Raw genomic sequence first — 24,830 nt, 5'->3', positions numbered from 1 at the left:
ACAAATAACGAGAGGTGAATGAGCAATCATTCACCTTTTTTATTGCCGGTAAGTTTTAACTCTCTTTATGATTGAGAAACGAACTTAACTAAATGAGATGGAAAGAGAAGCATGCATTTTTTGCTTTTTCTTGGCTCAGTGAGAGACAGCACGCCACCACGACCAGCCCGTTTAGGGATGCGAGTCAGTTTAGCGTGTGAAAAACTCATCGTGAGTCAGCATTCGCAACATACTGTCGAAATCATTGACCCATTGAACTATGACTTTGGTGATGTGTTTAAGCCCGAGTTTGCTTATCACCGCTCTAAAGTGCCGCAGCACCTAAGTGAGTTGGCAGACAAAATCAAACATGCGGATGGGTATGTGATGGTTAGCCCGGAATACAACCATTCGATGAGCCCAGCTTTGGCAAACATGCTTAATCACTTTGGCAGTTCGCTGTTTTCCTATAAGCCAAGTGCTATCGTGACCTACTCTGCCGGGCAATGGGGTGGTGCTCGTGCTGCAGTGTCGATGCGTACTTTCTTATCCGAGTTGGGGTGCTTGCCTGTGTCGGCAATGATCCACATTCCGAAAGCACAAGAGGTATTTGATGAGCACGGTGTGGCTGCGAATGAGTCGGAGCAGGCGCAGTGGGACAGTTATATGAATCGCACCCTGCATCAACTGATTTGGTGGGCAGAAGGGGCGTTACTGCAAAGAGATAGGCTTGATCCAACCTCGTTGGCACAAGCGTTTCAGAAAGATCCTTCGCAAAGAAATGCACCTTGAAGGCGAGTTGCTTTTTACTATCGGAAGGGTTTCGAAGGATCCAGAAACAAAAAAAGCTTGGTCATTGCTGACCAAGCTTTTTAAATTCTAGCAAACTAGTTTACTGAGAGATTATAGAGACTCAGTAAAAGTACGAGCGATTACGTCACGTTGCTGTTCTGGAGTTAGCGAGTTGAAACGTACTGCGTAACCAGAAACACGGATAGTTAGCTGTGGGTAGTTCTCTGGGTGTGCAACTGCATCTTCTAGAGTTTCACGTTTAAGAACGTTCACGTTTAGGTGTTGACCACCTTCGATGCGAGGAGCAGTTTCGATTGCTATTTCACGGCTTTCGTATTCACCTAGGTCGCTGATTGCGATAACTTGGTCTGCTTCGTAAGTTGATGCTGCAGCAACACAACGCGCTTCGTTCTTCTCGCTATCTAGTAGCCAGATTGAGTTTAGTAGTTCGTCGTTAGCTGCTTTAGTAATTTGGATACCTTGGATCATCACTATCTCCTAGACCACTTACGTGGTGATTATTGGTGTTAATTTTCGAATTTTTGTCGAGCTAAGTATTATATAGCCAATATCCATTATTTTAATATTGATTTAAGTCAAAAAACAACCAAAAACCTTAATTTTTTGAAGGTGATTTTCTTGAGTTAAATCAATAAAACGTTTGAAAACATACTATTTACAATTTATTTGATAATATAAAAAATATTTAAAAGTTAATTTTGTTGTAAATTTACTACAAAACGAGCTCAAAAATTAACCTTGGTAACGCAACTGCCTGTATTTAGGTAGTCATCCTGAAAGTCTAAAGTGATTAAATGACAAACATGAAAAACAAGTTTGGAAACAAATTTATTGGTGCTCACGTGTCCGCGGCTGGAGGAGTCGATCAAGCGCCTCTTCGTGCTCGTGAGATTGGTGCGAATGCGTTTGCTCTGTTTACTAAGAACCAGCGTCAATGGGTTGCTAAACCACTCGAAGAAAAAACCATTAGTGCATTCAAGGCGAACTGCAAAATGCTTGGTTTTGGCGCCGAGCACATTCTGCCCCATGACTCTTATCTGATTAACTTGGGGGCGCCGGAAGAAGAAAAGCTGAATAAATCCCGCGCGGCATTTATTGATGAGATGGAGCGCTGTAACCAGTTAGGTTTAACCTTGCTCAACTTCCACCCCGGTAGCCACTTAAAGAAAGTGTCAGAACAGGCGTGTTTGTCGACGATCGCTGAGTCGATTAATCTTGCGCACAAAGCAGTGCCGAATGTGATCGCAGTGATTGAGAACACTGCAGGTCAGGGCACTAACTTGGGTTGGAAGTTTGAGCATCTTGCTGAAATCATCGATCAAGTAGAAGACAAAGAACGTGTTGGCGTGTGTCTTGATACTTGCCACACGTTTACTGCCGGTTACGATCTGCGTACCAAAGAGGATTGTGAGCATACCTTTGCCGAATTCGATCGTATCGTAGGCATGCACTATTTGAGAGCAATGCATCTAAATGATTCAAAAGTCGAATTCGCTAGCAAGGTTGACCGTCACCACTCATTAGGCAAAGGCGAGATCGGTTGGAGCTGTTTTGAGTACATCGCTAAAGATCCACGTTTTGATGGTATCCCTTTGATTTTAGAAACAATTGACCCAGATATTTGGCAGCAAGAAATCAACACCTTACGTCAATTCCACATTGAAGAAATGGTTAATTCCTAACGGGATGGCAAAGTTGGCATCCTTCTTTCTTAGCTAAAACCATTGAGCGGTTATGCGCTTGTTTTAAACGCCTGAACTCAACGTTGTAGTTAGGCGAAGCTAGTTAGGAGGATGACAATATGTCTCGACCAGTTTCTTTTATCCCAGCGACACACTCTCGACGAGTATTACGTTTACCTACTCCAAACCGCCATATCTCAGGACAAGGACACTTTCGAACGCCGCAGCGTAATTAGCGTCATCATTATTAGTATTGGTTACTTTGGTTTTAGCCAAACCAGCATGGATTAACACCAGCTGTCTGCGCGTCAGTTTTTGAAAAGCCGTCTCAAGCTGGTGGTAAGTTTTTGTTTGTTTGGGTTTCGCTCGTTAGAATAGAGGGAAACTTTAGGACAGGAACTTTCCATGAATCAGTTACCCACTTGGCACGATGTGATCGGCGAAGAAAAACAGCAGAGCTACTTTGTCGATACTTTGAATTTTGTTGAAGCAGAACGAGCGGCAGGCAAAGCCATTTATCCGCCAGCCAAAGACGTATTTAACGCTTTTCGTTTTACCGAGTTCAAAGACGTTAAGGTAGTGATTCTGGGGCAAGATCCTTACCACGGTCCTAATCAAGCGCATGGTTTGTGTTTCTCTGTGTTGCCCGGCATTAAAACGCCACCGTCTTTGGTGAATATGTACAAAGAGTTGGCGCAAGATATCGAAGGTTTTCAAATTCCTCAACATGGTTTTTTGCAAAGCTGGGCAGAGCAAGGTGTGTTGCTACTAAATACCGTATTGACGGTAGAGCAGGGCAAAGCACACTCGCACTCAAAAACGGGCTGGGAAACCTTTACTGACCGCGTAATTGAAGCGATTAACCAGCATCAACAAGGTGTGGTGTTCCTGCTGTGGGGCTCACACGCGCAGAAGAAAGGTCGCTTTATCGATCGTAACAAACACTATGTGTTAACGGCACCGCATCCATCACCGTTGTCTGCTCACCGAGGTTTCTTTGGTAGCAAACCATTTTCACAAGCGAACCAGATCCTCTCTCAGCAAGGCAAAGAGGTCATCAATTGGCACCTACCAATGGCGGTGTAAAGTGCACTTTCCTCTTATATAAGGAGAGAGCAATCAGTACAGCGATCGTGACATCACGATCGCTGTTTTTTTGAACACCGTCGAGTCAGGTTTTCGCTTTCTCATATACACTTATTAAAAGTAGGTGTTAAGGAGAGACGCTATGATGATCGAAAGAATTCGACGCGAACACGGCTATATGGTCCGTCTGCTGGCAATACTGCGCCACAAATTGAATGAGATTAAACAAGAACGCGCCATCAACTATGCGTTGGTGAGTGAGATCGTGGATTATCTTTCTAACCATTCAGAAAAAATTCACCATCCTAAAGAAGACATTCTCTATCGCTACTTCCTAGAGCATTATGGTCAGCAAAAGACCATGGAAAACTTGGAACAGGAACATCAAGATCTGGCGGACAAAACCAAAGCGTTTTCAATGTTGATTGAGATGATTTTGCAGGATGCTGTTGTCCCTCAAGATATGTTCGTTGCTCAGCTTGAAGACTTCATCGTGACGCAAAAGCGCCATCTGGAGCTAGAAGAGCGCCAAATCTTACCTCTAATTGAAGAGTTGTTCACTTCGCAAGACTGGCAATATGTTGAAAGCCTATGGCATGAGAACGAGGACGATCCTGTGTTTGGTAATACTATTGCAGATCGCTACAAGCAACTTGCTGATCGAGTGCGTCAGAACGACGCTGAGTTTGTCTAAAACATAAAAATGACGAAGTAATCGATTGCGTGTGCGTAGTTTGTTTCGTCATTTTCTTGTCTAATGGGAATTGTTTAGAAATTGTCTCGTTTAAAATATGAGTGAAAACTGAGGGAAATTCTCAATAGATAAGAATGGGCGTTATGCCAATAAAATCAGCATGAAAATCACCCACTTTTGTCCTCTCTATAAATGACAAAAGGCACCATTGAGGTGCCTTTTGTGCGAATTATAGTTTGATGTCATCCAGAGTGATGTCGTTGCAGACATCGAGTTCGCGCAGCTCTTTGAGCAAATTGCGTCTATCGTTCATTTCTTCGATTTCTCGCCACTTACGCTTCACTGGTTTTGAGCGAGACTTGGTTGTTGAGGTAGTATCCAGACCAAATAGGTCATCGAGTTGAAAGCCTTCCATAAGCCACCTTTACCTTTTTCTATCTAAACTGTTATATCCAGTCCTTGTGGAGCTTTTTAAGTACCACAATAGGCGTGAGAATAACCATGATATATTTCGCATTTGTGTCGGTAACATGACATTTTCGCGTAAAAATACTCACAGAATCACATTTTGCACATATCTGAAGTGGACAAAAAATAAGCGAACGAACTCACGAAAACGATTAAATGAAGAGATTTGGTATGTTAATTCGAAGGGCTCATTTTACTCAATTTTTGAATACTAAGGTTGCATAGCATCGCTTTGATTAAAATGTATCCAATCGTAACAAAGCGGAGTAAGAAATTTTTCTCAGATACCTTGTGATAACTAGCCTCATCAAAAATAAATGGTATTGCGTTTTGTTAATGATGGAAGGGCTATTTATGTTGAGATTTGATAAACAAGATGTTGCTGTTTGTGAGCGTTAAGTTTTCCTTTTATGTTAACTTTTGGTGACTTTCTAGTGAAAAATAACAAGGTTATTTTACTTGTTGCATATTGATTTTTGCTTTTCGAGGCTGCATTATCCGCCCGTCAAAAAATACGCTGGTACGTAAAATGGATGCATGAAGCGACGTTTACGATTCTAGATTGCGCAATAAACATTACTCAAAAAGCTAAGCACACTTTGACACTTAGCAGGCAATCTGGTGGATGGCTTGGAAGCAAAGACCGGCGCAACTCACTTTGAGGTACACATGACAGACTTAATCAATTTGATGAACGATCTCCTTTGGGGTTCGATTCTGGTTTATCTTCTTGTTGGTGTAGGAATCTACTTCACCGTTCGATTGGGATTCATTCAATTCCGTCATTTCGGCCACATGTTCTCTGTTCTGAAGAACAGCCGTAAAGCAGACAAAGCTGGTATTTCTTCTTTCCAAGCGCTTTGTACTAGTCTTGCTGCACGTGTAGGTACAGGTAACATGGCGGGTGTTGCTGTTGCTTTGACAGCAGGTGGTCCTGGTGCAATCTTCTGGATGTGGTTGATTGCAATGCTTGGTATGGCGACGTCGTTTGCGGAAAGTACGCTAGCGCAGCTATACAAAACCAAAGATGATGATGGCAACTACCGCGGTGGTCCTGCTTACTACATGGAAAAAGGTTTGGGCATGCGCTGGATGGGCGTGCTGTTCTCGATTTTCCTAATCATCGCTTTTGGTTTGGTATTCAATGCCGTTCAAGCAAACTCAATTGCAAACGCAATGAGCACTGCATTTGGTTGGAATGACCTTTATGTTGGTATTGCTGTTGTAGCACTGTCAGCCGTCGTTATCTTTGGTGGTATTAAGCGTATTGCGAAAGTAGCTGAACTGATTGTTCCAGTGATGGCACTAGCATACTTACTACTAGCGTTGTTTGTGATGTTCTCTAACCTAGACAAACTACCAGATGTGCTAATGCTTATCTTCAAGAGCGCATTTGGTCTGCAAGAAGCAGCTGCGGGTGGTCTTGGTTACGCAATCGCACAAGCGATGATCAACGGTATCAAACGCGGTCTGTTCTCGAACGAAGCTGGTATGGGTTCTGCACCAAATGCAGCAGCATCTGCAACCCCTTATCCACCGCACCCTGCATCTCAAGGTTACGTTCAGATGCTAGGCGTATTCATGGATACGATTGTTATCTGTTCTGCGACAGTGGCTATCATCCTTATGTCAGGTGAGTACGTTGGTCAAGCAACGGAAGTGACCGGTATTGAGCTAACTCAGCGTGCATTGAGCTCACAAGTTGGTGATTGGGGCAGCATCTTTGTTGCTGTTGCGATCTTCTTCTTCGCATTTACTTCGATTATTGCGAACTACTCATACGCTGAAACGAACCTAATCTTCCTAGAGCACAACCACAAAGCAGGTCTAGGCATCTTCCGTATCATTGTATTGGGTATGGTTATGTTTGGTGCGCTAGCATCACTACCTGTGGTTTGGTCACTGGCTGACGTATCAATGGGTTTGATGGCGATAGTGAACTTGGTGGCGATTCTATTGCTATCTGGTATCGTGATTAAACTGGCGAAAGACTACAACCGCCAGCTAAGCGAAGGTAAAGTGCCGACGTTTGATGCAAATGACTTCCCTGAGCTGAAGTCTCAGCTAGAAGATGGCATTTGGGACAACACGAAAAAAGAAGACTAAGTGATGTTCACTGCCAATCATTGTTGAAAGCTATCAACACGATTCAAAAAGCCATGCAGACAATGCATGGCTTTTTTTGTACTCTAAATAGAAAATAGAATTAGGGAAGTTAAAGTCATGCTCATCGTAGTTTCTCCAGCTAAAACGCTCGATTACGAATCACCACTCGCGACCGAGAAGTTTACTCAACCTGACTTGGTTAGCTATTCAAAAGCGCTGATCGAGGTATGCCGTAAATTAACACCTGCCGATGTTGCATCACTGATGAAAGTGAGCGACAAAATCGCTGATTTGAACGTTGGCCGTTTCCAAGAGTGGAGTGAAACTTTCACCACAGATAATGCACGCCAAGCCATTTTGGCATTTAAAGGCGATGTGTACACAGGTCTTGAAGCGGAAACCCTTTCTGACGCTGATTTTGACTACGCTCAAGATCACCTAAGAATGCTATCTGGTCTATATGGTCTGCTTAAGCCACTCGATCTAATGCAGCCATACCGTCTTGAGATGGGCACTAAGCTGGCGAACGACAAGGGATCTAACCTTTACCAGTTCTGGGGTAATGTCATTACCGATAAGCTGAATGAAGCGATTGCTGCGCAAGGCGACAACGTATTGATTAACCTTGCATCAAATGAATATTTCAAAGCGGTGAAGCCAAAGAACTTGGATGCACAAGTGATCACGCCTATCTTCAAAGACTGTAAGAATGGTCAATATAAGGTGATCAGCTTTTACGCGAAGAAAGCGCGCGGCATGATGGCTCGCTACATCATCGAAAACCGTATCGAAAGTGTTGCTGACCTCACTAAGTTTGATGTTGCGGGTTACTACTTCGTTGAAGAAGAGTCGACACCAACAGACTTAGTTTTCAAACGAGAAGAGCAAAACTGATTGAAGTCAGTCAATCGCGAGTTGATGATTCAGCGAAATAAAGTACGCCAAAAAGCCGGATAGTTATCCGGCTTTTTTTATGCCTATTCGATTTGATCTTAATCGAATTTTTTACATAAAAAGTTTATATCTTAAAAAATAGTTGAGTAATAAAGTTTAAAGTTGTATTTTAAATGCAACTTTAAAAATAAGGAGTTCTCCTATGTCAGACTTCAAGCTCACACACAAAAAAGCCTCTAAGTTATCGGAGTACGTTGCACTGCGTATTACCAAATTGCTGAAATTCACTCTGAACATCTTTTATGGCAAGAAATACGCGAAACGAGCGGTAATTCTCGAAACCATCGCAGCCGTGCCGGGCATGGTAGCTGGGATGTTCAATCACTTGAAAGCGCTACGCCGAATGAAAGATGATGAAGGCTGGATCCGAGAACTTCTCGATGAGGCTGAGAACGAGCGCATGCACCTGATGATTTTCCTCGATATTGCCAAGCCAAGTTTGGTTGAGCGTTTGTTGGTGTTGCTGGGACAAGGTGTTTTCATTGTTGTGTACAGCTTCATCTATCTGCTGTCTTCTAAAATCGCTCACCGTGTTGTTGGTTACTTCGAAGAAGAAGCGTGTAACAGCTACACTGAGTACCTAGAGAAAATTGATAGCGGGGAAGTGGAGAACGTACCAGCCCCGACTCTGGCGATTGATTACTACAAGCTGCCAACTGATGCGATGCTAAGAGATGTGATTTTGCGTATTCGAGAGGATGAAGCGGGGCACCGTGACCGTAACCATGGCTTCGCTGATGCCTATGAAGACAAAACCTTGCCTGCTCATCAACTATAGATGAAAAACAAAAAGAGCCGCGATTGCGGCTCTTTTAGATTTGAAATCAATCAGACGTGATTACTTCTTCTTAGCGGTTTTCTTTTTCGCTACTTTCTTCTTGTCGTCTTTTTTCTTTTTCTTCTTAAACACAGGCTTTTTGTGTTTAGGGCGCATCTCTTTCACGAAACGTTCTTTGATGTCCTCTTTCACGTAACGAGCAACGCGATCCATCATTGGTTGGTCGTGCGCTTCTACGATTGAGATAGCATTACCTTTCTTACCTGCACGAGCCGTACGACCAATGCGGTGAAGGTACACGTCTGCCGTGCGTGGCATATCGTAGTTGATTACGTGTGATACGTCAGGAAGGTCGATACCGCGTGCCGCTACGTCTGTCGCTAATAGCACGTTTACAGTGCCTTCACGGAAGCGAGAAATCGCGTTGTTACGACGATCTTGAGGCATTTCGCCTTGAATCCAAGAACATGGAATCTGTGCGCTCTCTAACTGGGCACGAAGCTCTGCTAAACGCTCGCGAGTCTTCAAGAATACGATAGTGCGTTCTGCTTGCTCTGTGATGATGTGTTTTAGTAGGGCAAGTTTATGCTCTGCGTCATCAGCACGATGGTACCACTGTGCGATCTTCTTACGCTCACGTAGTGGTGATTTTGCGTCGATCTCTGCTGGTTCGTTCAGTAGGTCTGCTGTGAAACCCTCTACGCCTTTGCCTTCTAGTGTTGCTGAGAACAGAAGGGTTTGTTTGCGCCAGCGACATTCGTTAGACAGACGGTCAACAGTTGGAGCAAAGCCCATGTCTAGCATGCGGTCTGCTTCATCAAGGATTAGCCATTCAATCGCACGACAGTCAAAACGTTCTGCGTCAATGTATTCACGTAGACGACCTGGTGTTGCTACCACGATATCTTGCGTCGTTGCTAGGATATCTGCGTGCTCTTGGTATTGAACACCACCAGTGATGGTGAAGATGTTTAGCTTGGTGTTTTTCGCTAAAGCACGAGCTTGATCCGCTACCTGCATCGCAAGTTCACGAGTTGGGGTTAGGATCAGAATACGTGCAGGTCCCGGTTTACGACGTGGGAAATCTTGCAGGTATTGCAGTGCTGGCAGGACGAATGCTGCCGTTTTACCAGTACCAGTTGGTGCTGACGCTAGAATGTCACGACCATCTAACGCTTGTGGAATCGCTTCTGCCTGAATTTTAGTTGGGCGTTCGTAGCCCATCTCGTCAATGGCTTCAAGTAGGTTTTGGTCTAGATCAAGTTCAGCAAAGGTTCTGATCACAATGAGTTCTCCACAAGCAAAGCTTGGTTAATGGTTCGCCACAGCAGCATAGAATATAAAAAGGTCGCACATTATAAAGTGATTGGTGACAAGGATCACATGTTATTTCACATCTTAAGATAAAACTCGCGAGTTAGCTGAGTAAAGTCGTCGCTATAACCCTCGTTTGAGTGAATGATCAAGTGCGTTTCTTGAGTATCACAAGCTTGTTTGGCTAATTCAAACAGTAAACGGTGGACTGGCTTTTTCTGTGATGGTTGCACGCGACAGATGCGCGATAAGAACCATCCTTGCTGTTTAGCCATGGCAATAAACAATTCGCCTTCTGTAATCGGCAGAACAAAACTGGCAGTACCGTCTTCTTCGAGTAGTTCATTACAGCGTTTAAGTAATGAAGCGTGTTGCAAAGTATCCGTGTGTCGAGCAGTTGCACGTTGGCTTTGCTTCGATTGCTCACCACTGTTGAAGTAGGGCGGATTACAGATGATGTGCTCGAAGCGATGTGTTGGTTCAAACTGCAATACATCGGCGTGGTGGATGTGAAGCCTGTCGGACCAAGAGGATAGGGTGAAGTTTTGCTGCGCTGCTTCTACCGCCGATGTTTCAATATCAAGAGCGGTGATCTGTGCGGCAGGAAATCGCTGTGCACACATTAGTGCTAGCAAGCCCGTGCCTGTACCAATGTCCAAAATTTTACTCTGTGGTGAGCAATTTGCCCAAGCGCCAAGCATCACACCATCAGTGCTGACGGGCATGCCACTTTCACCGCCGTGAATCGAAAACTGCTTGAACTTGAAGTCCTTAGTCTGAAATTTTTCGCTCTTCATGATTGTTTTATTTTTACTCAATAATAGAGTTAATTTCTCTATTGTTTCTTAATTGTATAGATTGTTATCTTGTTGGTTATTAAATTGTATTTCAATTTGATCGAGATAATGAACTGGTCTCAAATCTATAGGTAGTGATATTCACTGCTTTTAAGTTGACGAACTAAATTAATATGGTGTTTTTTTCTTAAAGGTTGCCAAATGATGGGTACTTCGTCATTATGCGGCGGAAATTTATAGATTGAACCACAGGTACTCATTAACTTTGGGTATACAAAAAAGTGGTCGATGCATACACAACATTCATCAATTAGAGAAAAAGGGTTATCTGTGAAGCAGACGTTAAAACTAACAGATATTATCGCAGTAGGCTTTATGCTATTTGCGTTCTTTTTGGGTGCTGGCAACATCATTTTCCCACCACTAGCGGGTCAGCTAGCCGGTGATCACCTGATGCCAGCAATGTTCGGTTTCTTGCTAACAGCGGTAGGTCTACCTCTTATTACTATCGTTGCTATTGCTGTGGCAGGCGGCTCTTGGGAGCACTTGACTCAAGATCTTCCTAAGAAAGCAGCAGTGCTGATGGCGGCGTTGATCTTCATCATCATTGGTCCTGCATTTGCTGCACCTCGTACAGGTCTTGTAGCATATGAAATGGCAGTGAAACCATTCTTCCTAGATGCCTCTCAAGCGCATCTAACATCATTCTCAATCTTGTTCTTTGCGGTGGCCATGATCTTCGCTTGGTTCCAAGGTCGTTTGATTGATTTGATTGGTAAAGTGCTAACGCCAGTTCTGTTCCTTGGTCTTATCGTTCTTGCTATTGCGGTATTCATTGACCCACAAGGCGAAATGATGGGCGCGCACGGCGAGTACCTAACTCAACCATTGACTAAGGGCTTCCTTGAAGGCTACAACACCATGGATACGTTCGCATCGTTGATGTTCGGTATGCTAATGGTGGACGCACTTCGCAGTAAAGGCATCACTGAGCGTGCAGCAACGACAAAATACCTAATCTGTGCTGGCTGTATTGCCGCTGCAGGTCTTGCGTTCGTATACATCTCATTGTTCTACCTAGGTGCGACGAGTTCAACTATTGCAGCAGGCGCAGACAACGGTGGTGCAGTGCTGAGCCAATACGTTCAGGCGCTATTTGGTCCTTACGGTCAGATTGTACTTTCAATCATCGTATTGCTTGCATGTTTGACGACGGCTATCGGTCTTATCTCTGCATGTTCAGATTTCTTCAGCTCTAAAACGAAACTGACTTACAAGCAGTGGGTTATTATCAACGGCGCGGCTTGTGCACTGATTGCAAACGTTGGTCTGTCTCAGCTAATTTCTCTATCAGTTCCGGTTCTGTTCGCGCTATACCCAGTAGCAGTAGCATTGGTTGCGCTAACGTTTGTACGTAGCAAGCTTCCAAACCCACGAGTGGCTTACCGCTCTGTACTGCTAGTATCACTGTTATTTGCATTGATTGATGCTGCGAAAGTTGCGGGTCTAGACGTGTCTGCATTCAACATGCTGCCGCTATTTGAAGTGGGCATGGGTTGGGTTCTACCAACATTTGCAGCGATTGTTTGCATGTTCTTTATTGCTAAGTCCTCACAACCAGAGTTGACTGAAGAAACTGCATAATTGCTGACTAGCAAAACAAAAAAAGCCCGGTGAAGTGATTCGCCGGGCTTTTTGTTTATCTGTTGTCTAGCAAGTGCTGGATGCCGTATGACTTAAAGTGTGTCGTGGAACTCTACTAAGACTTGCTCACACCATTTCTCGATGCGCTCATCACTGAGTTCGTACTGGGAATCTTCATCCAACGCTAAGCCGACAAATTGACTGCCATCTTCTGTCAGTGCTTTTGATGCTTCGAACTCATAGCCTTCGTTTGGCCAGTAACCAATAAACTGCGCGCCCGTTGCTTTTAGCTCGTCATGCAGTAGACCCATCGCATCAAGGTACCACTCGCCGTAGCCTTCTTGGTCTCCCAAGCCGAATAAAGCTACGACTTTGCCTTTTAGCGGTGTGGTTGCAATATCTTCCCAGATAGCGCTCCAGTCTTCTTGGATTTCACCGAAGTCCCAAGTAGAGATACCAATTAGCAGTAAATCGTAATCTGCCATCAGCGACAGCGGTGTCTCTTTCACGTTGTGAATGTCGACAAGGTCTTCACCAATGATATTGCGAATTTTCTCTGCTGCCATTTCTGTGTAGCAGGTTGTTGAGCCGTAAAAGAGTCCGATTTTCATTATATTCGTCGTTTTTTATGTTGCTGTTGTGGCAGATTCTAACCATAAATCGGGGAAGATTGCAGCGAATATCCCGCGGGAGATGATTTTTTTATGGTATTGGTTGAGCAGTTGCCTTACTCTCAATACTGTAAATATAAACAGATAAGGAAGCGTTCATGACGGCACAACAGCCTGTCAATCAACAAGATTTTGGTCTGGTTGAACAATTCTTAGATGCAATGTGGATGGAGCGTGGTCTATCGGAGAACACGTTGGCTTCCTACCGAAATGATTTAATGAAATTGCTCGCGTGGATGGAGCAACATAGCTACCGTCTAGATTTCATCAGTTTGTCTGGTCTGCAAGAGTATCAAAGTTACCTCGTTGATTTAGATTACAAGCAGACATCCCGCGCGCGTATGTTGTCAGCGATTCGTCGCTTGTTCCAATACATTCACCGTGAAAAAGTACGCGGCGATGATCCGAGTGCGCTGTTGGTCAGCCCAAAGTTGCCTCAGCGTCTGCCTAAAGACATCAGTGAAGAGCAAGTGGACGCACTGCTTGATGCGCCAGATCCTAATGATCCCGTTGAGCTGCGAGACAAAGCCATGCTTGAGCTACTCTACGCGACTGGGTTGCGTGTGACAGAGTTGGTCAGTCTGACAATGGAAAACGTCAGTTTGCGTCAAGGGGTAGTGCGCGTGACCGGTAAAGGTGGTAAAGAACGCCTCGTTCCTATGGGAGAAAACGCGGTCGATTGGATTGAAACTTTTATCCAGCAAGGTCGGTCTGCTCTATTGGGAGAGACTACGTCGGATGTGGTATTCCCAAGTAAACGTGCGAGACAAATGACCCGTCAGACCTTTTGGCACCGTATCAAGTACTACGCTGTGATAGCGGGTATTGATACCGACCAACTGTCTCCACACGTATTGCGCCATGCTTTTGCGACACACTTATTGAACTATGGCGCAGATCTCAGGGTCGTACAGATGCTGTTGGGGCATAGTGACTTATCGACAACGCAAATTTATACTCACGTGGCGACTGAACGATTGAAACAGATCCACAGTCAACACCACCCAAGAGCATAATGATGGTTTGGTTCATCCTTTGTCTCATTGGATGAAAAGATTTTATTTTAAGGTGAATTTAATGAGCGTATTACGCCGACTAACTCTGCTGACTTTACCGTTTTTCGTAACCGCTTGTGGTGCTGAAGAAAGTCAGGCAAAAACGGAAACTCCTGCACAACAAGTCGCGCCAGCGGCAAAACAGAACTTTGATGAAGCTGCGCTAAAAGCGAAGTTCTCTAAGCTGGGTGTGTCTATTCTTGATATCCAACCATCAGACGTTGCTGGACTATTAGAAATCCAAACCAATGGTGGTGTGTTGTTCGCATCAAACGATGGCAACCACTTTATTGCCGGTACACTTTACGCCATTGATGATAACGGCGGCTACAAAGACGTGATTGCTGAGCGTCAAGCACCATTGAACGCAGAGAAAATCGCGAAGTTATCTGATAGCGTGATTGAATACAAAGCGGACAACGAGAAGTATGTGGTGACGGTATTTACCGATATCACGTGTGGTTACTGCGTACGTCTACACAGCCAGATGCAAGGTTACAACGACTTGGGTATTACTGTTCGTTACATGGCGTACCCTCGTCAAGGTGCAACAGGTCCAGTTGCTGAACAAATGGCGACAATTTGGTGTGCAGAAGATCCGAAATCAGCAATGCACAATGCAAAAGTTGAGCGCACTTTCGACAATCCAGCGAAAGATCTAAAACAGTGCAAAGAAACCATTCAAGCGCACTACAACCTAGGTCGTGAACTTGGTATTTCTGGTACGCCAGCAATCTTCCTACCAAGTGGTGAACTCGTAGGCGGTTACCTTCCACCGGCTGAACTACTAAAACGCTTAGAGCAACAATAATCCTTTAAGGAGCAGAGCCAGCGGTATTCGTTGGCTCTTTTCAAACATGATAGAAATTCAACGACGTCCTGAACCGGATCTTTCTCTTCTTCCCGATTCCATTCCACCTATTCTCAAGCGCATCTACATTAACCGTGGTATCACAGATGTAGCACAGTTAGAGACTTCTGCTCGTGGCTTACATTCTTACCAACAGTTGGGTGGCATTGACCAGGCGGTTGAGTTGTTGTTCCAAGCCATTAATGAGCAAAAGCGTATTATTGTCGTTGGTGATTTTGATGCCGATGGCGCGACTAGCTCGGCGTTGTCAGTGCTTGCCCTACGTATGCTTGGCAGTAATAACGTGGACTACTTGGTGCCGAACCGCTTTGAAGATGGCTACGGCCTCAGTCCTGAAGTCGTGGACCAGGCGTTAGAGCTGGGTGCTGAGATGATTATGACGGTAGACAACGGTGTGTCGTCGATTGAAGGGGTTCGCTACGCCAAAGAAAACGGCATTACTGTACTGGTTACTGACCATCACTTACCAGGGCAAGAGCTGCCGAATGTGGATGCCATGGTGAACCCGAACCTCGACAGCTGTGCGTTCCCATCGAAAGCATTGGCAGGGGTTGGCGTTGCTTTCTATTTGATGATGGCGCTTTGTGTGTATATGCGTAAACAAAATTGGTTCGCGCAGCAAGGCATGCAAGAGCCTAAGTTGATGGAGTTGATCGACTTGGTTGCTCTCGGCACCGTCGCCGACGTTGTGCCGCTGGATGAAAATAACCGCATTCTTGTACACCAAGGCTTACAGCGTATTCGTGCAGGCAAAGCACGCCCGGGAATTCAAGCTCTGATTGAAGTCGCGAAGCGAGATGCTCGTCGTTTGGTTGCATCTGATTTTGGCTTTGCACTTGGTCCTCGTATTAATGCCGCAGGTCGTTTGGATGACATGTCTTTCGGTGTTGAACTACTGATGTGTAACAACATCCATGCGGCGCGTCGTATGGCGAGTGAGTTGGATGGTTTGAACCAAACCCGTAAAGAGATTGAAGAAGGGATGAAGCAAGAAGCGATGGCTTTTTGTGAGCGTCTTCAATTTGGTGAAAACAGTGAATTGCCTTACGGTTTAGCACTGTTCCAACGTGATTGGCACCAAGGTGTTATCGGTATTCTTGCTTCGCGCATTAAAGAGAAGTTCCATCGTCCTGTTATCGCCTTTGCCGATGGCGGAGAGGGGACAATTAAAGGTTCTTGTCGCTCTATTCCGGGGCTACACATGCGTGACGCGCTGGATTTCATCGATACGCAAAACCCAGGCTTGATCATCAAATTTGGTGGACACGCGATGGCGGCAGGCTTGACCATCAAAGAACAAGACTTCGAGCGCTTTAGCCGTTTGTTTGATGAAGTCGTGAAGAAAGAACTGGACGAAGCGGCGCTGAAAGGTGTGGTTATGTCGGACGGCGAGCTTAAACCCGAAGAGTTCTCGATGAATGTTGCTGAACAATTGCGCTCAGGTGGTCCTTTTGGGCAAGCGTTCCCAGAACCTATCTTTGATGGTGAGTTCAAAGTATTGCACCAGAAACTGGTCGGTGAGAAGCACCTTAAGCTGATGCTAGAACCACTTTTCAAAGGTCATCCAACAAACGTCATGATCGATGGCATTGCATTTAATGTTGACTTGCGTCGTTGGCCGGATGCATCAGTGAAAACAGTACGCCTCGCGTATAAGTTGGATGTGAATGAGTTTCGCGGCAATCAATCATTACAGTTAATGATTGATCACATTGAAGCTAAGTAGGACCTAGAAAGTCACTTCTTTTAGAGTACGGTCGCCTTTTTGTGGGGCAAAAATTTTATGACCGTGCTCTCTCTAATTGCAATCTGATTTCCCAGCCGAAATTTTCCTGTATCTCGGTCACATTTTTGAGTAGAATTTCTCGGTTAAATTCTATTCTAAAATGTTGAGCCAACATGTTTGAAATCAATCCAATTAAAAACCGTCTACAGGACGTGTCTGAGCGCACGAATGTCCTGAGGGGGTATCTTTGACTATGACGCTAAGAAAGAGCGTCTAGAAGAAGTCAACGCAGAACTTGAACAACCAGATGTATGGAACGAGCCAGAACGTGCACAAGCACTAGGTAAAGAGCGTGCATCTCTTGAAGCGGTTGTTGAAACTATCGATCAACTAGAGCAAGGTGTAGAGGACGTTGAAGGTCTTCTTGAGCTTGCGGTTGAAGAAGAAGATCAAGAAACGTTTGACGAAATCGAACCAGAACTTGCTGAGTTGGAAGAGAAGCTAGAACAGCTTGAATTCCGTCGTATGTTCTCTGGTGACCATGACAGCTCTGATTGCTACATTGATTTGCAAGCTGGCTCAGGTGGTACAGAGGCACAAGACTGGACCAACATGATGCTACGTATGTACCTACGTTGGGCTGAAGCAAAAGGCTTCAAGTCTGAGGTGATCGAAGTATCGGAAGGCGAAGTTGCGGGTCTTAAGGGCGCAACAGTGAAGATCTCTGGTGAGTACGCTTACGGCTGGCTACGCACAGAAACAGGCGTTCACCGCCTAGTTCGTAAATCGCCATTCGATTCAGGCGGTCGTCGTCATACTTCATTTGCTTCTGCGTTTATCTACCCAGAGATTGATGAAAACATTGATATCGACATTAACCCATCTGACCTACGTATCGACGTTTACCGTGCGTCAGGTGCTGGTGGTCAGCACGTAAACACCACCGAATCTGCGGTTCGTATTACACACGTACCAACGAACACAGTGGTTCAGTGTCAGAATGACCGTTCTCAACATAAGAACAAAGATCAGGCAATGAAACAGCTTCGAGCGAAGCTATTTGAGCTTGAATTGCAAAAGCAAAACGCGGAAAAACAAGCTAATGAAGACGCTAAGTCTGACATTGGCTGGGGTAGCCAGATCCGTTCTTACGTATTGGATGACTCACGCATTAAAGACCTCCGTACGGGCGTTGAAAACCGTAATACTCAAGCGGTTCTTGATGGCGATCTGGACAAATTTATTGAAGCTAGCCTGAAATCAGGTCTATAAAGCTTTTCACCGACAAAAACAGGATACATCGAAAATGACTGATGCTGTTCAAAACGAAACTGTACAAGAAGAAAACAAGCTAATTGCTGAACGCCGCGCTAAACTGGATGAAATCCGAAAGAGCTGCAAAGCAAATGGCCACCCAAACGACTTCCGTCGTGACGCACTAGCGGGCGACCTTCAAAAAGAGTTCGGTGAAAAGACGAAGGAAGAGCTAGAAGAGCTTAACCACGTAGTTGCAATCGCTGGTCGTATCATGGCTAAGCGTGGTCCATTCCTAGTAATCCAAGAGACTTCTGGTCGTATTCAAGCTTACGCTGACAAAGCGGTTCAAAAAGTACTAAAAGACAAATACCAAGGTCTTGATATCGGTGACATCATCGGTGTTAAAGGTGCGCTGCACAAATCAGGTAAAGGCGACCTATACGTGAACATGGAAGAGTACGAGTTGCTAACTAAAGCACTTCGTCCACTACCAGAGAAGTTCCACGGTCTAACTGACCAAGAGATGCGTTACCGTCAACGTTACGTTGACCTAATCGTTAACGAAGATTCTCGTCAAGCGTTCGTAGTACGTTCTAAAGTAATGTCTGCAATCCGTAACTTCATGATCTCTAAACAGTTCATGGAAGTTGAAACGCCAATGATGCACGTTATCCCTGGCGGTGCGAGTGCGCGTCCATTTATCACGCACCACAACGCACTAGACATGCCAATGTACCTACGTATCGCGCCTGAGCTATACCTGAAACGTCTAGTTGTTGGTGGTTTTGATCGCGTATTCGAAATCAACCGTAACTTCCGTAACGAAGGTCTTTCTCCACGTCACAACCCAGAATTCACAATGATGGAATTCTACATGGCGTACGCGGATTACAAAGATCTTATGGACCTAACTGAAGAACTACTAAGCTCAGTCGCTCTAGAAGTTCTAGGTTCAACGTCAATGCCTTACGGTGATGACACGGTTGAGTTTGGTGGCACTTACACTCGTATGAGCATGTTTGAAGCAATCAAGCACTACAACCCAGACCACGCACAAATCCAAGCGCTAACAGAAGAAGACATTCAAAACCGTGACCTAATGGTTTCTATCGCGAAATCAGTGCACGTTGAAGTCGAACCTTTCTGGACATGTGGTCAGCTTCTTGAAGAAATCTTTGGTGAAACTGCAGAACCTAAGCTAATGCAGCCAACGTTCATCACTGGCTACCCAGCGGACATCTCTCCTCTGGCTCGTCGTAGCGATGACAACCCATTCTTCACAGACCGCTTTGAGTTCTTCATCGGTGGTCGTGAAGTAGCAAACGGCTTCTCTGAGCTTAACGATGCAGAAGACCAAGACGCGCGTTTCAAAGCACAGGTAGAAGCGAAAGAGTCTGGTGATGACGAAGCAATGTTCTACGATGCAGACTACATCACTGCACTAGAGCACGGTCTACCACCAACAGCAGGTCAAGGTATCGGTATCGACCGCCTAGTTATGCTGCTGACTAACACGCACACTATCCGTGACGTGATCCTATTCCCAGCGATGCGCCCACAAGCGTAATCTCCTCGCTGAGTAATGAAAAAACCACCTTCGGGTGGTTTTTTTGTATCTTTAATTTGAATAAATTCAACTGTTTGCATTTGATTGTATATAAGAGGTCTAAATAAGCATTCGCCAAATCTCAATCTGTTGCATAGTCTTAATATTGAGACAGACTTCAGCGCGCGTAGTCTCGATAATGTTACCCGTTCGCAAAGATGGGTTTGTGGCGCGAAATTTCTATGAACAATCAATAAGGGTTAGAGAATGGCTGGGCAGTTTAAGATGGATTCCATTCCGGGATCGCTTGTAGTAGTTGGCGGTACTTATGAACCTTGGCTTTCGGTGCTAGAGCAAGTGGGATGGAAATGTCACCAAGTGGGTGATTTACGTAAAGCCAACACATTGTTAGAAGATATTGGTCCATGTATTGGTATAGTTGACCTTAGCCATGACGAGTTCAGTCTTAATGGTTTGGCGAACTTAGTGAGTTCTCACAAGCACGTTCGTTGGTTAGCCTTCATCCGTGAATCTCAACTCGGAACTGATACCATCTGTCAGTTCATTGTGAACTTCTGTATCGACTTTTTCACGGCACCAATCCCTGATGCACAGCTATTGAGTACCATTGGTCACCAACTTGGTATGTTGAAGCTAGAGAAAAAAGTATGGCCAAGCTTTGGTAGCAGCTTAGACATGGGGCTGATCGGCGAATCTATCCCAATGAAACGTCTACGTGACCAAGTGAAACGTATCGGTCCAACCGATGTAAGTATTCTAATCTATGGTGAAAGCGGTACAGGTAAAGAAGCTGTTGCACGTGCGATTCATAAAGTATCCTCACGTTCTCACAAGCCATTCCTATCAATTAACTGTCGCGCGCTTAACGAGCAACGCTTCCAAGCCGAAGTCTTTGGCATTGATGCTGATGACGATATGGAAGCAAGTCTGCTTGAGCAGGCTGATGGTGGTACCGTGCTTTTCAACGATATCTTGACCATCTCTAAAGAACAGCAGATGAACCTTCTGCGTTTCTTGCAAGAAGGCACGATTGAAACTCGTGATGGTGCGAAAAATGTTAACGTTCGTATTCTTGCTGCTAACTCTTCTGATGTTGAAAAAGCACTGATTGATGGTGACTTCAATGAAGAGCTTTACCATTACATCAATGTGCTTCGCATTAATGTGCCAAGCTTGAAAGAACGCGCAAGTGATATCGCACTATTAGCGCGCTTCTACCTACAAGAGTTCTCAAAAGAATATAACTCGCAGGCGAAAAGCTTTTCTGAAGATGCGCTGAAAGCACTGACACGTTACTTCTGGCCAGGTAACGTGCGTGAGTTGATGAACCAAGTCAAACGTGCTGTACTGATGTCGGATAGCGTAATGATTGAAGAACATCATCTTGATCTTCCGCAACGCAATGATTCTAAACGTAGCTTGAAGTCAATTCGTGAAAAGAGCGAGCGTGATGCACTGCTTGTTGTGTTGGAATCACATTCCGGTCAGGTATCGAACGCAGCGAAAGAGCTTGGCGTATCGCGCGCAACCATGTATCGACTATTGAACAAGCATAATTTGATTTCAGAGCAGACGGTTTAATCTAATTTGAATCAGTAAGTGCTGACGAAACAACTTATCCCAAAAAGGAGTGCATATGCGCTCCTTTTTTGTGAATAGAATTCGGTTATTTATAAAACTCGATGTTTTATATATTCCTTAGTTGAATATGTTACTCAAAAAACCATATGAAACCTAATTTTAGGTCATTGGTTTGTTTTTAATCGAAAGGATAAAAATTGTTTGATAAATATCCTCCGTTGCTTACAATTTAGCCGTAACTCAAAGAGTTATACCACATCAATCACGGATTAATTTTTAGCTAGGAGGCGCAAGATGAAACATTACGTTGTTAACACCACTGCTTGCGCTGATCGTATGCCTGCTGTTCGCTCAACCTTTGACGCGACTAAACAGGATGCCACTGGCTCATTAGATTAAATTAATCCGTAACCTATCTCTTTTACTAGGCTGCGGAAAAGTAGCGGCTTAGTCTCAACAGAATTTTTCTGTCCAATTACGCACTATTTTTCCCAGTCGATCCTTTATCGCAATTTGGAGAATAAGTTATGCGTCACTCTATCTATCTGAAACTAGCAACTGTGCTATTGAAAGCAGATCTAAAACGTGAAGAAAAACAATGGCAACGTATGGTTCGTCGTAGCTCACATGATATTCCATGGACTAACGAACACTTGCTAAAAGATATTGGCTTAGATAAAGACGGCCGCTCAACTCGAACTAGCGTCCCAGACGCCGTAAAAGTTGATCGTCGAGTTCGCCATCTTCGCCGAGTTTTAACTTCGCGAATACTGACGTAATCAAAAGCCCAAATTGAACTTTCCTTAATGCACTTGGTTCAATTTGGGCTTGATAGAAACAAACTAGGCTGACCACTATGGTCAGCCTGTTTTGTTTTTAGTGTCCGTTACTTTAGTGTGTTGGTCACGTCAACATGAAGTCTTACGGACAAGGGTTTGAGTAAGTGGTGCCAATCGCTTGGATGTCATTGAGTAATGCTTCACTGAGGTGAACATCGATACTGTCGATATTGGATTTAAGTTGTTCTAGGTTAGTAGCGCCAATGATATTAGAACCCACAAATGGTCGCTGATTGACGAAGGCAAGTGCCATTTGCGAAGGATCCAAACCATGGTCACGAGCTAGATTGACGTATGCTTCTGTTGCTTTCACGCCTTGTGGAGTGAAGTAACGAGCAAAGCGTTCCCAAATAGTGCATCGGGCACCTTCTGGCTTCGCATCGTTGAGGTATTTACCGCTTAAACAACCAAAGGCTAGAGGTGAGTAAGCAAGTAGCTGAACACCTTCATAATGGCTGATTTCAGACAAACCAACTTCAAAGCTGCGGTTCAACAAGTTATATGGGTTTTGGATTGAAACTATTCTAGGCAGATCGTGTTTTTCTGCTAAACGCAGCAGTGACATCACACCCCATGGGGTTTCGTTCGATACACCTATGTAACGTACCTTGCCTGCTTTAACTAGTTCGGTCAGTGCTTCAAGTGTTTCGATCAGTGTGACTTCTTCTTGCTTATCTGGGTAAGGGTAGTTGAGTTGACCAAAGCAGTTGGTTTGGCGTTGTGGCCAGTGCAATTGGTATAGATCGACATAATCGGTTTGTAGACGCTTGAGACTGTCATCGATAGCGGTATGAATATGGCGACGATTCAGACTCATGTTCTCTCGAATATAAGGCACGTTGCGTGGACCAGCGACTTTCGTTGCCAATACCACTTTTTCGCGCTTGCCACTTTTCGCTAACCAATTTCCAATATATTGCTCAGTGAGTCCTTGTGTTTCTGCTTTTGGTGGAACGGGATACATCTCTGCAGTATCAATAAAGTTCACGCCACGGTCGAGGGCGAAGTCGAGTTGTTGAAACGCTTCTTGTTCGGTGTTTTGCTCACCAAACGTCATAGTGCCAAGGCAGATCTTACTGATCTCAAGTGATGAGTGCGGTAGTTTTGTATATTGCATTTCACGTCCTTGAAGAATTACCGACTGAATAAGTCATTCCAATATAGGGGATTTTTAGTCGCTGTCGCAAATGATTTAACTTTCGCTTTGTAGTTAACTCGAAAGTTATCAATACGGTAACTAGACTTAAAAGATCTTGTGAAGGAGGTGCATTATGCAGAAGCATCAACTCGACATGTGGTTGCATGGCCACCACAAAGACTCCTACAAAACACCGAAGGTCTTTGTGATAGGTTGTTCTGATGTCTCTGACTATCTATTAGCAGTGGAGTACAAACACCAACTTGAGCCGATCAAAGATGGCGAAGATCCGATTCACTTTGGATCGTTAGACTTGGTGAAAGAAGAACTGCTTAGGTTGGGGATTGATAAAGCTTATTTAAGACTACACAACGCGTACGATGAATTTGGTAGCGATGGCGCAGCCTCATATTGTGATATTGAATTGTCACTGGTAACGCATTAGGGGCTGTTGATCTTTTGAGCTGATTTTTGCCGCACTTTGTGGGAAATTTCTACAAGACAAAGGCTTTGAAGCGTAGCTAGCCTACGTGAGAAGCCGATAACGCTGTAGAAATGAACCGCAAAAGACCAACAGAACCTAGTTACTCGGATTGAGCGTTGATATAGTGCTTCAGTAGGATCTGCTCAGTAAACTGTGTTCTGAGGTAGAATCCGCGAGGCAGGGTTTTGATCGGTTTACCATTTGAACTGTATGCTTCTGTTAAAGCTTTTGCGTTTGCAGCTTTCGGTCGTAAGTGCAGTGCCTCTCCGTGTCTGGCGGAAATTTGATCAAACTTACCTAACACGATCATTTCCATCAGCTCTTCCCAATCGTTTTTTAGGACTAGCTCCTCTTCCTGGTCTGGTGACCAAATCAATGGACTGCCAACTCGTCGCTCTGCTAAAGGAATTTCGCGCTCGCCTTCCACGGGAACCCAAAGTACGCGGGAAAGTTTGTTGCGTACGTGACTGGTTTCCCATGTTAAGCCTTGTACACCAGTCAATGGTGCTACAGAGACAAAAGTGGTTTCTAATGGCTTACCAGAATAACTGATCGGAATGCTTTTTAGTTCGATCCCAAGTTTAGCGAAATCTTGTTGCGGCTTACTACCCGAAGGCGCACCCAAATGCCATTCAAGCAATTGACCAACCCAACCTTTGTCGCGTTTCAAGTTCTCTGGAACGGTCATACCAGCCTCTTCGGCAAGCTCAGCAAAGCTTAAGCCAGCAATGTCGTGCGCGCGTTCCATCAGTTCAGCTTCGGATTGTGGTTCTGGTTTCATAATGACAAGGTGGTATTGGAAAACATCTAGTCTAACAAATTTGAATAAAATCCTCTGTCTAAGATTTCATCGAGCTGGATTAAGAATGATCAATTCATAACTTATCCACAGATTAGGAAGTGACCAATAGGATCTCTAGCTGAGCTGGATGAATAAACAGGGGTTTAGGTAGCGATTGAGACTTGCTTTTATTGAGATGCCATGAAGTCCTACCTGTCGAATGTGGATAAATAACCGATTGTGCGATCTTTGACCGATCTGTGTTTGATGAAAAGATCATCAAGGCAAATAAGATCAATAAATCATCAATATTGCTTTTTATTCCTTTTTAATCATTTAGTTATATATTTTTGGTTGAGCCTTTATAAATGTCGACAATAATGGTTTTGAACAAAATTCTTTGTTGATAGCGTTTTCTTCACAAAGTTATTCACAGAAAAGGTGAATAAATGTGGGCTATGTCTCAAACTTGTGTTGATAAAATAATGTCTGTTCAAAAGATATCCAAAACGGGGCGAAAGGTAATAAATCTTGCTCATATCACA

23 protein-coding genes are annotated in these 24,830 nt (G+C 44.4%); 16 read left to right on the top strand and 7 right to left on the bottom strand.

Going from position 1 to position 24,830, the window contains the following annotated elements; genetic code table 11:
- The first annotated feature begins 111 nt into the window (after positions 1 to 111).
- The gene (locus OH463_RS06815) at positions 112 to 771 is read left to right on the top strand and encodes an NADPH-dependent FMN reductase (protein WP_269990925.1); all 660 of its coding nucleotides are present in this window, start codon (positions 112 to 114) and stop codon (positions 769 to 771) included.
- Between the two features lie 111 nt (positions 772 to 882).
- On the opposite strand, the gene grcA is transcribed toward OH463_RS06815, so the two are convergent.
- Positions 883 to 1,260 carry an autonomous glycyl radical cofactor GrcA gene (gene grcA, locus OH463_RS06810; RefSeq protein ID WP_269990924.1) on the bottom strand — a complete coding sequence of 126 codons (378 nt, stop codon included), beginning with the start codon at positions 1,258 to 1,260 and terminating at the stop codon, positions 883 to 885.
- A 326-nt stretch (positions 1,261 to 1,586) separates the two neighbouring features.
- Here grcA and nfo point away from each other — a divergent pair, with 326 nt between their 5' ends.
- The 3 genes from nfo (at position 1,587) to OH463_RS06795 (ending at position 4,254) form a co-directional block, all read left to right on the top strand.
- Entirely contained in the window at positions 1,587 to 2,474 is an 888-nt protein-coding gene (gene nfo / locus OH463_RS06805; RefSeq protein WP_005447864.1) for a deoxyribonuclease IV, read from the top strand.
- Between the two features lie 405 nt (positions 2,475 to 2,879).
- Positions 2,880 to 3,560 (top strand): uracil-DNA glycosylase, encoded by a 681-nt coding sequence (ung, locus tag OH463_RS06800; protein ID WP_005447865.1) that lies wholly within the window; start codon positions 2,880 to 2,882, stop codon positions 3,558 to 3,560.
- Between the two features lie 142 nt (positions 3,561 to 3,702).
- On the top strand, positions 3,703 to 4,254 hold the full coding sequence (locus tag OH463_RS06795; RefSeq protein ID WP_005447874.1) for a hemerythrin domain-containing protein: 552 nt from the start codon (positions 3,703 to 3,705) through the stop codon (positions 4,252 to 4,254).
- Positions 4,255 to 4,483: 229 nt separating this feature from the next.
- Here the strand turns inward: OH463_RS06795 and OH463_RS06790 are convergent, their stop codons facing one another.
- Positions 4,484 to 4,669, bottom strand: a complete 186-nt coding sequence (locus OH463_RS06790; protein WP_005447876.1) for a DUF3545 family protein — start codon at positions 4,667 to 4,669, stop codon at positions 4,484 to 4,486.
- A 722-nt stretch (positions 4,670 to 5,391) separates the two neighbouring features.
- Between OH463_RS06790 and OH463_RS06785 the strand changes: the two genes are divergently transcribed.
- From OH463_RS06785 to OH463_RS06775, 3 genes are all read left to right on the top strand, one after another.
- Positions 5,392 to 6,828, top strand: a complete 1,437-nt coding sequence (locus OH463_RS06785) for an alanine/glycine:cation symporter family protein (protein WP_005447878.1) — start codon at positions 5,392 to 5,394, stop codon at positions 6,826 to 6,828.
- A 117-nt stretch (positions 6,829 to 6,945) separates the two neighbouring features.
- Positions 6,946 to 7,722: a peroxide stress protein YaaA gene (gene yaaA / locus OH463_RS06780; RefSeq protein WP_005447880.1), complete on the top strand. Its 777-nt coding sequence runs from the start codon at positions 6,946 to 6,948 to the stop codon at positions 7,720 to 7,722.
- A gap of 202 nt (positions 7,723 to 7,924) precedes the next feature.
- Positions 7,925 to 8,560, top strand: coding sequence for an alternative oxidase (locus tag OH463_RS06775; RefSeq protein ID WP_005447882.1), 636 nt, complete (start codon positions 7,925 to 7,927; stop codon positions 8,558 to 8,560).
- 60 nt (positions 8,561 to 8,620) lie between these two features.
- On the opposite strand, the gene srmB is transcribed toward OH463_RS06775, so the two are convergent.
- Together srmB and OH463_RS06765 are read right to left on the bottom strand one after the other, a co-directional pair.
- Positions 8,621 to 9,844 carry an ATP-dependent RNA helicase SrmB gene (gene srmB / locus OH463_RS06770; RefSeq protein WP_005447883.1) on the bottom strand — a complete coding sequence of 408 codons (1,224 nt, stop codon included), beginning with the start codon at positions 9,842 to 9,844 and terminating at the stop codon, positions 8,621 to 8,623.
- Positions 9,845 to 9,951: 107 nt separating this feature from the next.
- Entirely contained in the window at positions 9,952 to 10,671 is a 720-nt protein-coding gene (locus tag OH463_RS06765; RefSeq protein WP_009700497.1) for a tRNA1(Val) (adenine(37)-N6)-methyltransferase, read from the bottom strand.
- 330 nt (positions 10,672 to 11,001) lie between these two features.
- Here OH463_RS06765 and brnQ point away from each other — a divergent pair, with 330 nt between their 5' ends.
- Positions 11,002 to 12,315 carry a branched-chain amino acid transport system II carrier protein gene (gene brnQ / locus OH463_RS06760; RefSeq protein ID WP_026000318.1) on the top strand — a complete coding sequence of 438 codons (1,314 nt, stop codon included), beginning with the start codon at positions 11,002 to 11,004 and terminating at the stop codon, positions 12,313 to 12,315.
- A 92-nt stretch (positions 12,316 to 12,407) separates the two neighbouring features.
- Here brnQ and fldB read toward each other — a convergent pair whose 3' ends face one another.
- Entirely contained in the window at positions 12,408 to 12,926 is a 519-nt protein-coding gene (fldB, locus tag OH463_RS06755) for a flavodoxin FldB (RefSeq protein WP_005447890.1), read from the bottom strand.
- 158 nt (positions 12,927 to 13,084) lie between these two features.
- Between fldB and xerD the strand changes: the two genes are divergently transcribed.
- The 7 genes from xerD (at position 13,085) to OH463_RS06720 (ending at position 21,822) form a co-directional block, all read left to right on the top strand.
- Positions 13,085 to 14,002, top strand: coding sequence for a site-specific tyrosine recombinase XerD (xerD, locus tag OH463_RS06750; RefSeq protein WP_005447892.1), 918 nt, complete (start codon positions 13,085 to 13,087; stop codon positions 14,000 to 14,002).
- Positions 14,003 to 14,063: 61 nt separating this feature from the next.
- Positions 14,064 to 14,852, top strand: coding sequence for a bifunctional protein-disulfide isomerase/oxidoreductase DsbC (gene dsbC / locus OH463_RS06745; RefSeq protein ID WP_026000319.1), 789 nt, complete (start codon positions 14,064 to 14,066; stop codon positions 14,850 to 14,852).
- 46 nt (positions 14,853 to 14,898) lie between these two features.
- A complete protein-coding gene (recJ, locus tag OH463_RS06740) occupies positions 14,899 to 16,638 on the top strand; it encodes a single-stranded-DNA-specific exonuclease RecJ (RefSeq protein ID WP_005447894.1) in 1,740 nt (579 codons plus the stop codon).
- A gap of 173 nt (positions 16,639 to 16,811) precedes the next feature.
- Positions 16,812 to 17,910 (top strand): peptide chain release factor 2 gene (prfB, locus tag OH463_RS06735; protein ID WP_100208484.1). Its coding sequence is split into 2 segments (ribosomal slippage): positions 16,812 to 16,886 and positions 16,888 to 17,910, totalling 1,098 coding nucleotides; the frame shifts between segments, so codons are not numbered across the junction.
- Positions 17,911 to 17,944: 34 nt separating this feature from the next.
- The gene (lysS, locus tag OH463_RS06730) at positions 17,945 to 19,462 is read left to right on the top strand and encodes a lysine--tRNA ligase (protein ID WP_005447896.1); all 1,518 of its coding nucleotides are present in this window, start codon (positions 17,945 to 17,947) and stop codon (positions 19,460 to 19,462) included.
- A 246-nt stretch (positions 19,463 to 19,708) separates the two neighbouring features.
- Complete coding sequence (gene vpsR / locus OH463_RS06725) at positions 19,709 to 21,043, top strand: cyclic-di-GMP-binding transcriptional regulator VpsR (protein ID WP_005447897.1); 1,335 nt, start codon at positions 19,709 to 19,711, stop codon at positions 21,041 to 21,043.
- A gap of 527 nt (positions 21,044 to 21,570) precedes the next feature.
- Positions 21,571 to 21,822, top strand: coding sequence for a hypothetical protein (locus OH463_RS06720; protein WP_005447902.1), 252 nt, complete (start codon positions 21,571 to 21,573; stop codon positions 21,820 to 21,822).
- Positions 21,823 to 21,964: 142 nt separating this feature from the next.
- Here OH463_RS06720 and OH463_RS06715 read toward each other — a convergent pair whose 3' ends face one another.
- Positions 21,965 to 22,999 carry an NADP(H)-dependent aldo-keto reductase gene (locus OH463_RS06715; RefSeq protein ID WP_005447904.1) on the bottom strand — a complete coding sequence of 345 codons (1,035 nt, stop codon included), beginning with the start codon at positions 22,997 to 22,999 and terminating at the stop codon, positions 21,965 to 21,967.
- 154 nt (positions 23,000 to 23,153) lie between these two features.
- On the opposite strand from OH463_RS06715, the gene OH463_RS06710 reads away from it, so the two are divergent.
- On the top strand, positions 23,154 to 23,465 hold the full coding sequence (locus OH463_RS06710; protein ID WP_005447906.1) for a DUF6482 family protein: 312 nt from the start codon (positions 23,154 to 23,156) through the stop codon (positions 23,463 to 23,465).
- A 139-nt stretch (positions 23,466 to 23,604) separates the two neighbouring features.
- On the opposite strand, the gene mutH is transcribed toward OH463_RS06710, so the two are convergent.
- The gene (mutH, locus tag OH463_RS06705; protein WP_005447908.1) at positions 23,605 to 24,285 is read right to left on the bottom strand and encodes a DNA mismatch repair endonuclease MutH; all 681 of its coding nucleotides are present in this window, start codon (positions 24,283 to 24,285) and stop codon (positions 23,605 to 23,607) included.
- Between the last annotated feature and the right edge of the window lie 545 nt (positions 24,286 to 24,830).

Origin of the sequence: Vibrio sp. NFR (assembly GCF_027587095.1) — a bacterium.
GTDB classification, from domain to species: Bacteria; Pseudomonadota; Gammaproteobacteria; order Enterobacterales; family Vibrionaceae; genus Vibrio; species Vibrio harveyi.
This window is presented reverse-complemented; position numbering and strand designations above follow the sequence as displayed.

Bases quoted from the DNA above. Each gene is read 5' to 3' on its own strand.
- OH463_RS06720 (WP_005447902.1), top strand. From the start codon at position 21,571: ATGCGTCACTCTATCTATCTGAAACTAGCAACTGTGCTATTGAAAGCA.
- recJ (WP_005447894.1), top strand. From the start codon at position 14,899: ATGATAGAAATTCAACGACGTCCTGAACCGGATCTTTCTCTTCTTCCC.
- OH463_RS06775 (WP_005447882.1), top strand. From the start codon at position 7,925: ATGTCAGACTTCAAGCTCACACACAAAAAAGCCTCTAAGTTATCGGAG.
- OH463_RS06710 (WP_005447906.1), top strand. From the start codon at position 23,154: ATGCAGAAGCATCAACTCGACATGTGGTTGCATGGCCACCACAAAGAC.
- lysS (WP_005447896.1), top strand. From the start codon at position 17,945: ATGACTGATGCTGTTCAAAACGAAACTGTACAAGAAGAAAACAAGCTA.
- mutH (WP_005447908.1), bottom strand. From the start codon at position 24,285: ATGAAACCAGAACCACAATCCGAAGCTGAACTGATGGAACGCGCGCAC.
- ung (WP_005447865.1), top strand. From the start codon at position 2,880: ATGAATCAGTTACCCACTTGGCACGATGTGATCGGCGAAGAAAAACAG.
- yaaA (WP_005447880.1), top strand. From the start codon at position 6,946: ATGCTCATCGTAGTTTCTCCAGCTAAAACGCTCGATTACGAATCACCA.
- OH463_RS06815 (WP_269990925.1), top strand. From the start codon at position 112: ATGCATTTTTTGCTTTTTCTTGGCTCAGTGAGAGACAGCACGCCACCA.
- xerD (WP_005447892.1), top strand. From the start codon at position 13,085: ATGACGGCACAACAGCCTGTCAATCAACAAGATTTTGGTCTGGTTGAA.
- dsbC (WP_026000319.1), top strand. From the start codon at position 14,064: ATGAGCGTATTACGCCGACTAACTCTGCTGACTTTACCGTTTTTCGTA.
- OH463_RS06790 (WP_005447876.1), bottom strand. From the start codon at position 4,669: ATGGAAGGCTTTCAACTCGATGACCTATTTGGTCTGGATACTACCTCA.
- OH463_RS06795 (WP_005447874.1), top strand. From the start codon at position 3,703: ATGATGATCGAAAGAATTCGACGCGAACACGGCTATATGGTCCGTCTG.
- vpsR (WP_005447897.1), top strand. From the start codon at position 19,709: ATGGCTGGGCAGTTTAAGATGGATTCCATTCCGGGATCGCTTGTAGTA.
- nfo (WP_005447864.1), top strand. From the start codon at position 1,587: ATGACAAACATGAAAAACAAGTTTGGAAACAAATTTATTGGTGCTCAC.
- grcA (WP_269990924.1), bottom strand. From the start codon at position 1,260: ATGATCCAAGGTATCCAAATTACTAAAGCAGCTAACGACGAACTACTA.
- fldB (WP_005447890.1), bottom strand. From the start codon at position 12,926: ATGAAAATCGGACTCTTTTACGGCTCAACAACCTGCTACACAGAAATG.
- OH463_RS06765 (WP_009700497.1), bottom strand. From the start codon at position 10,671: ATGAAGAGCGAAAAATTTCAGACTAAGGACTTCAAGTTCAAGCAGTTT.
- OH463_RS06785 (WP_005447878.1), top strand. From the start codon at position 5,392: ATGACAGACTTAATCAATTTGATGAACGATCTCCTTTGGGGTTCGATT.
- OH463_RS06715 (WP_005447904.1), bottom strand. From the start codon at position 22,999: ATGCAATATACAAAACTACCGCACTCATCACTTGAGATCAGTAAGATC.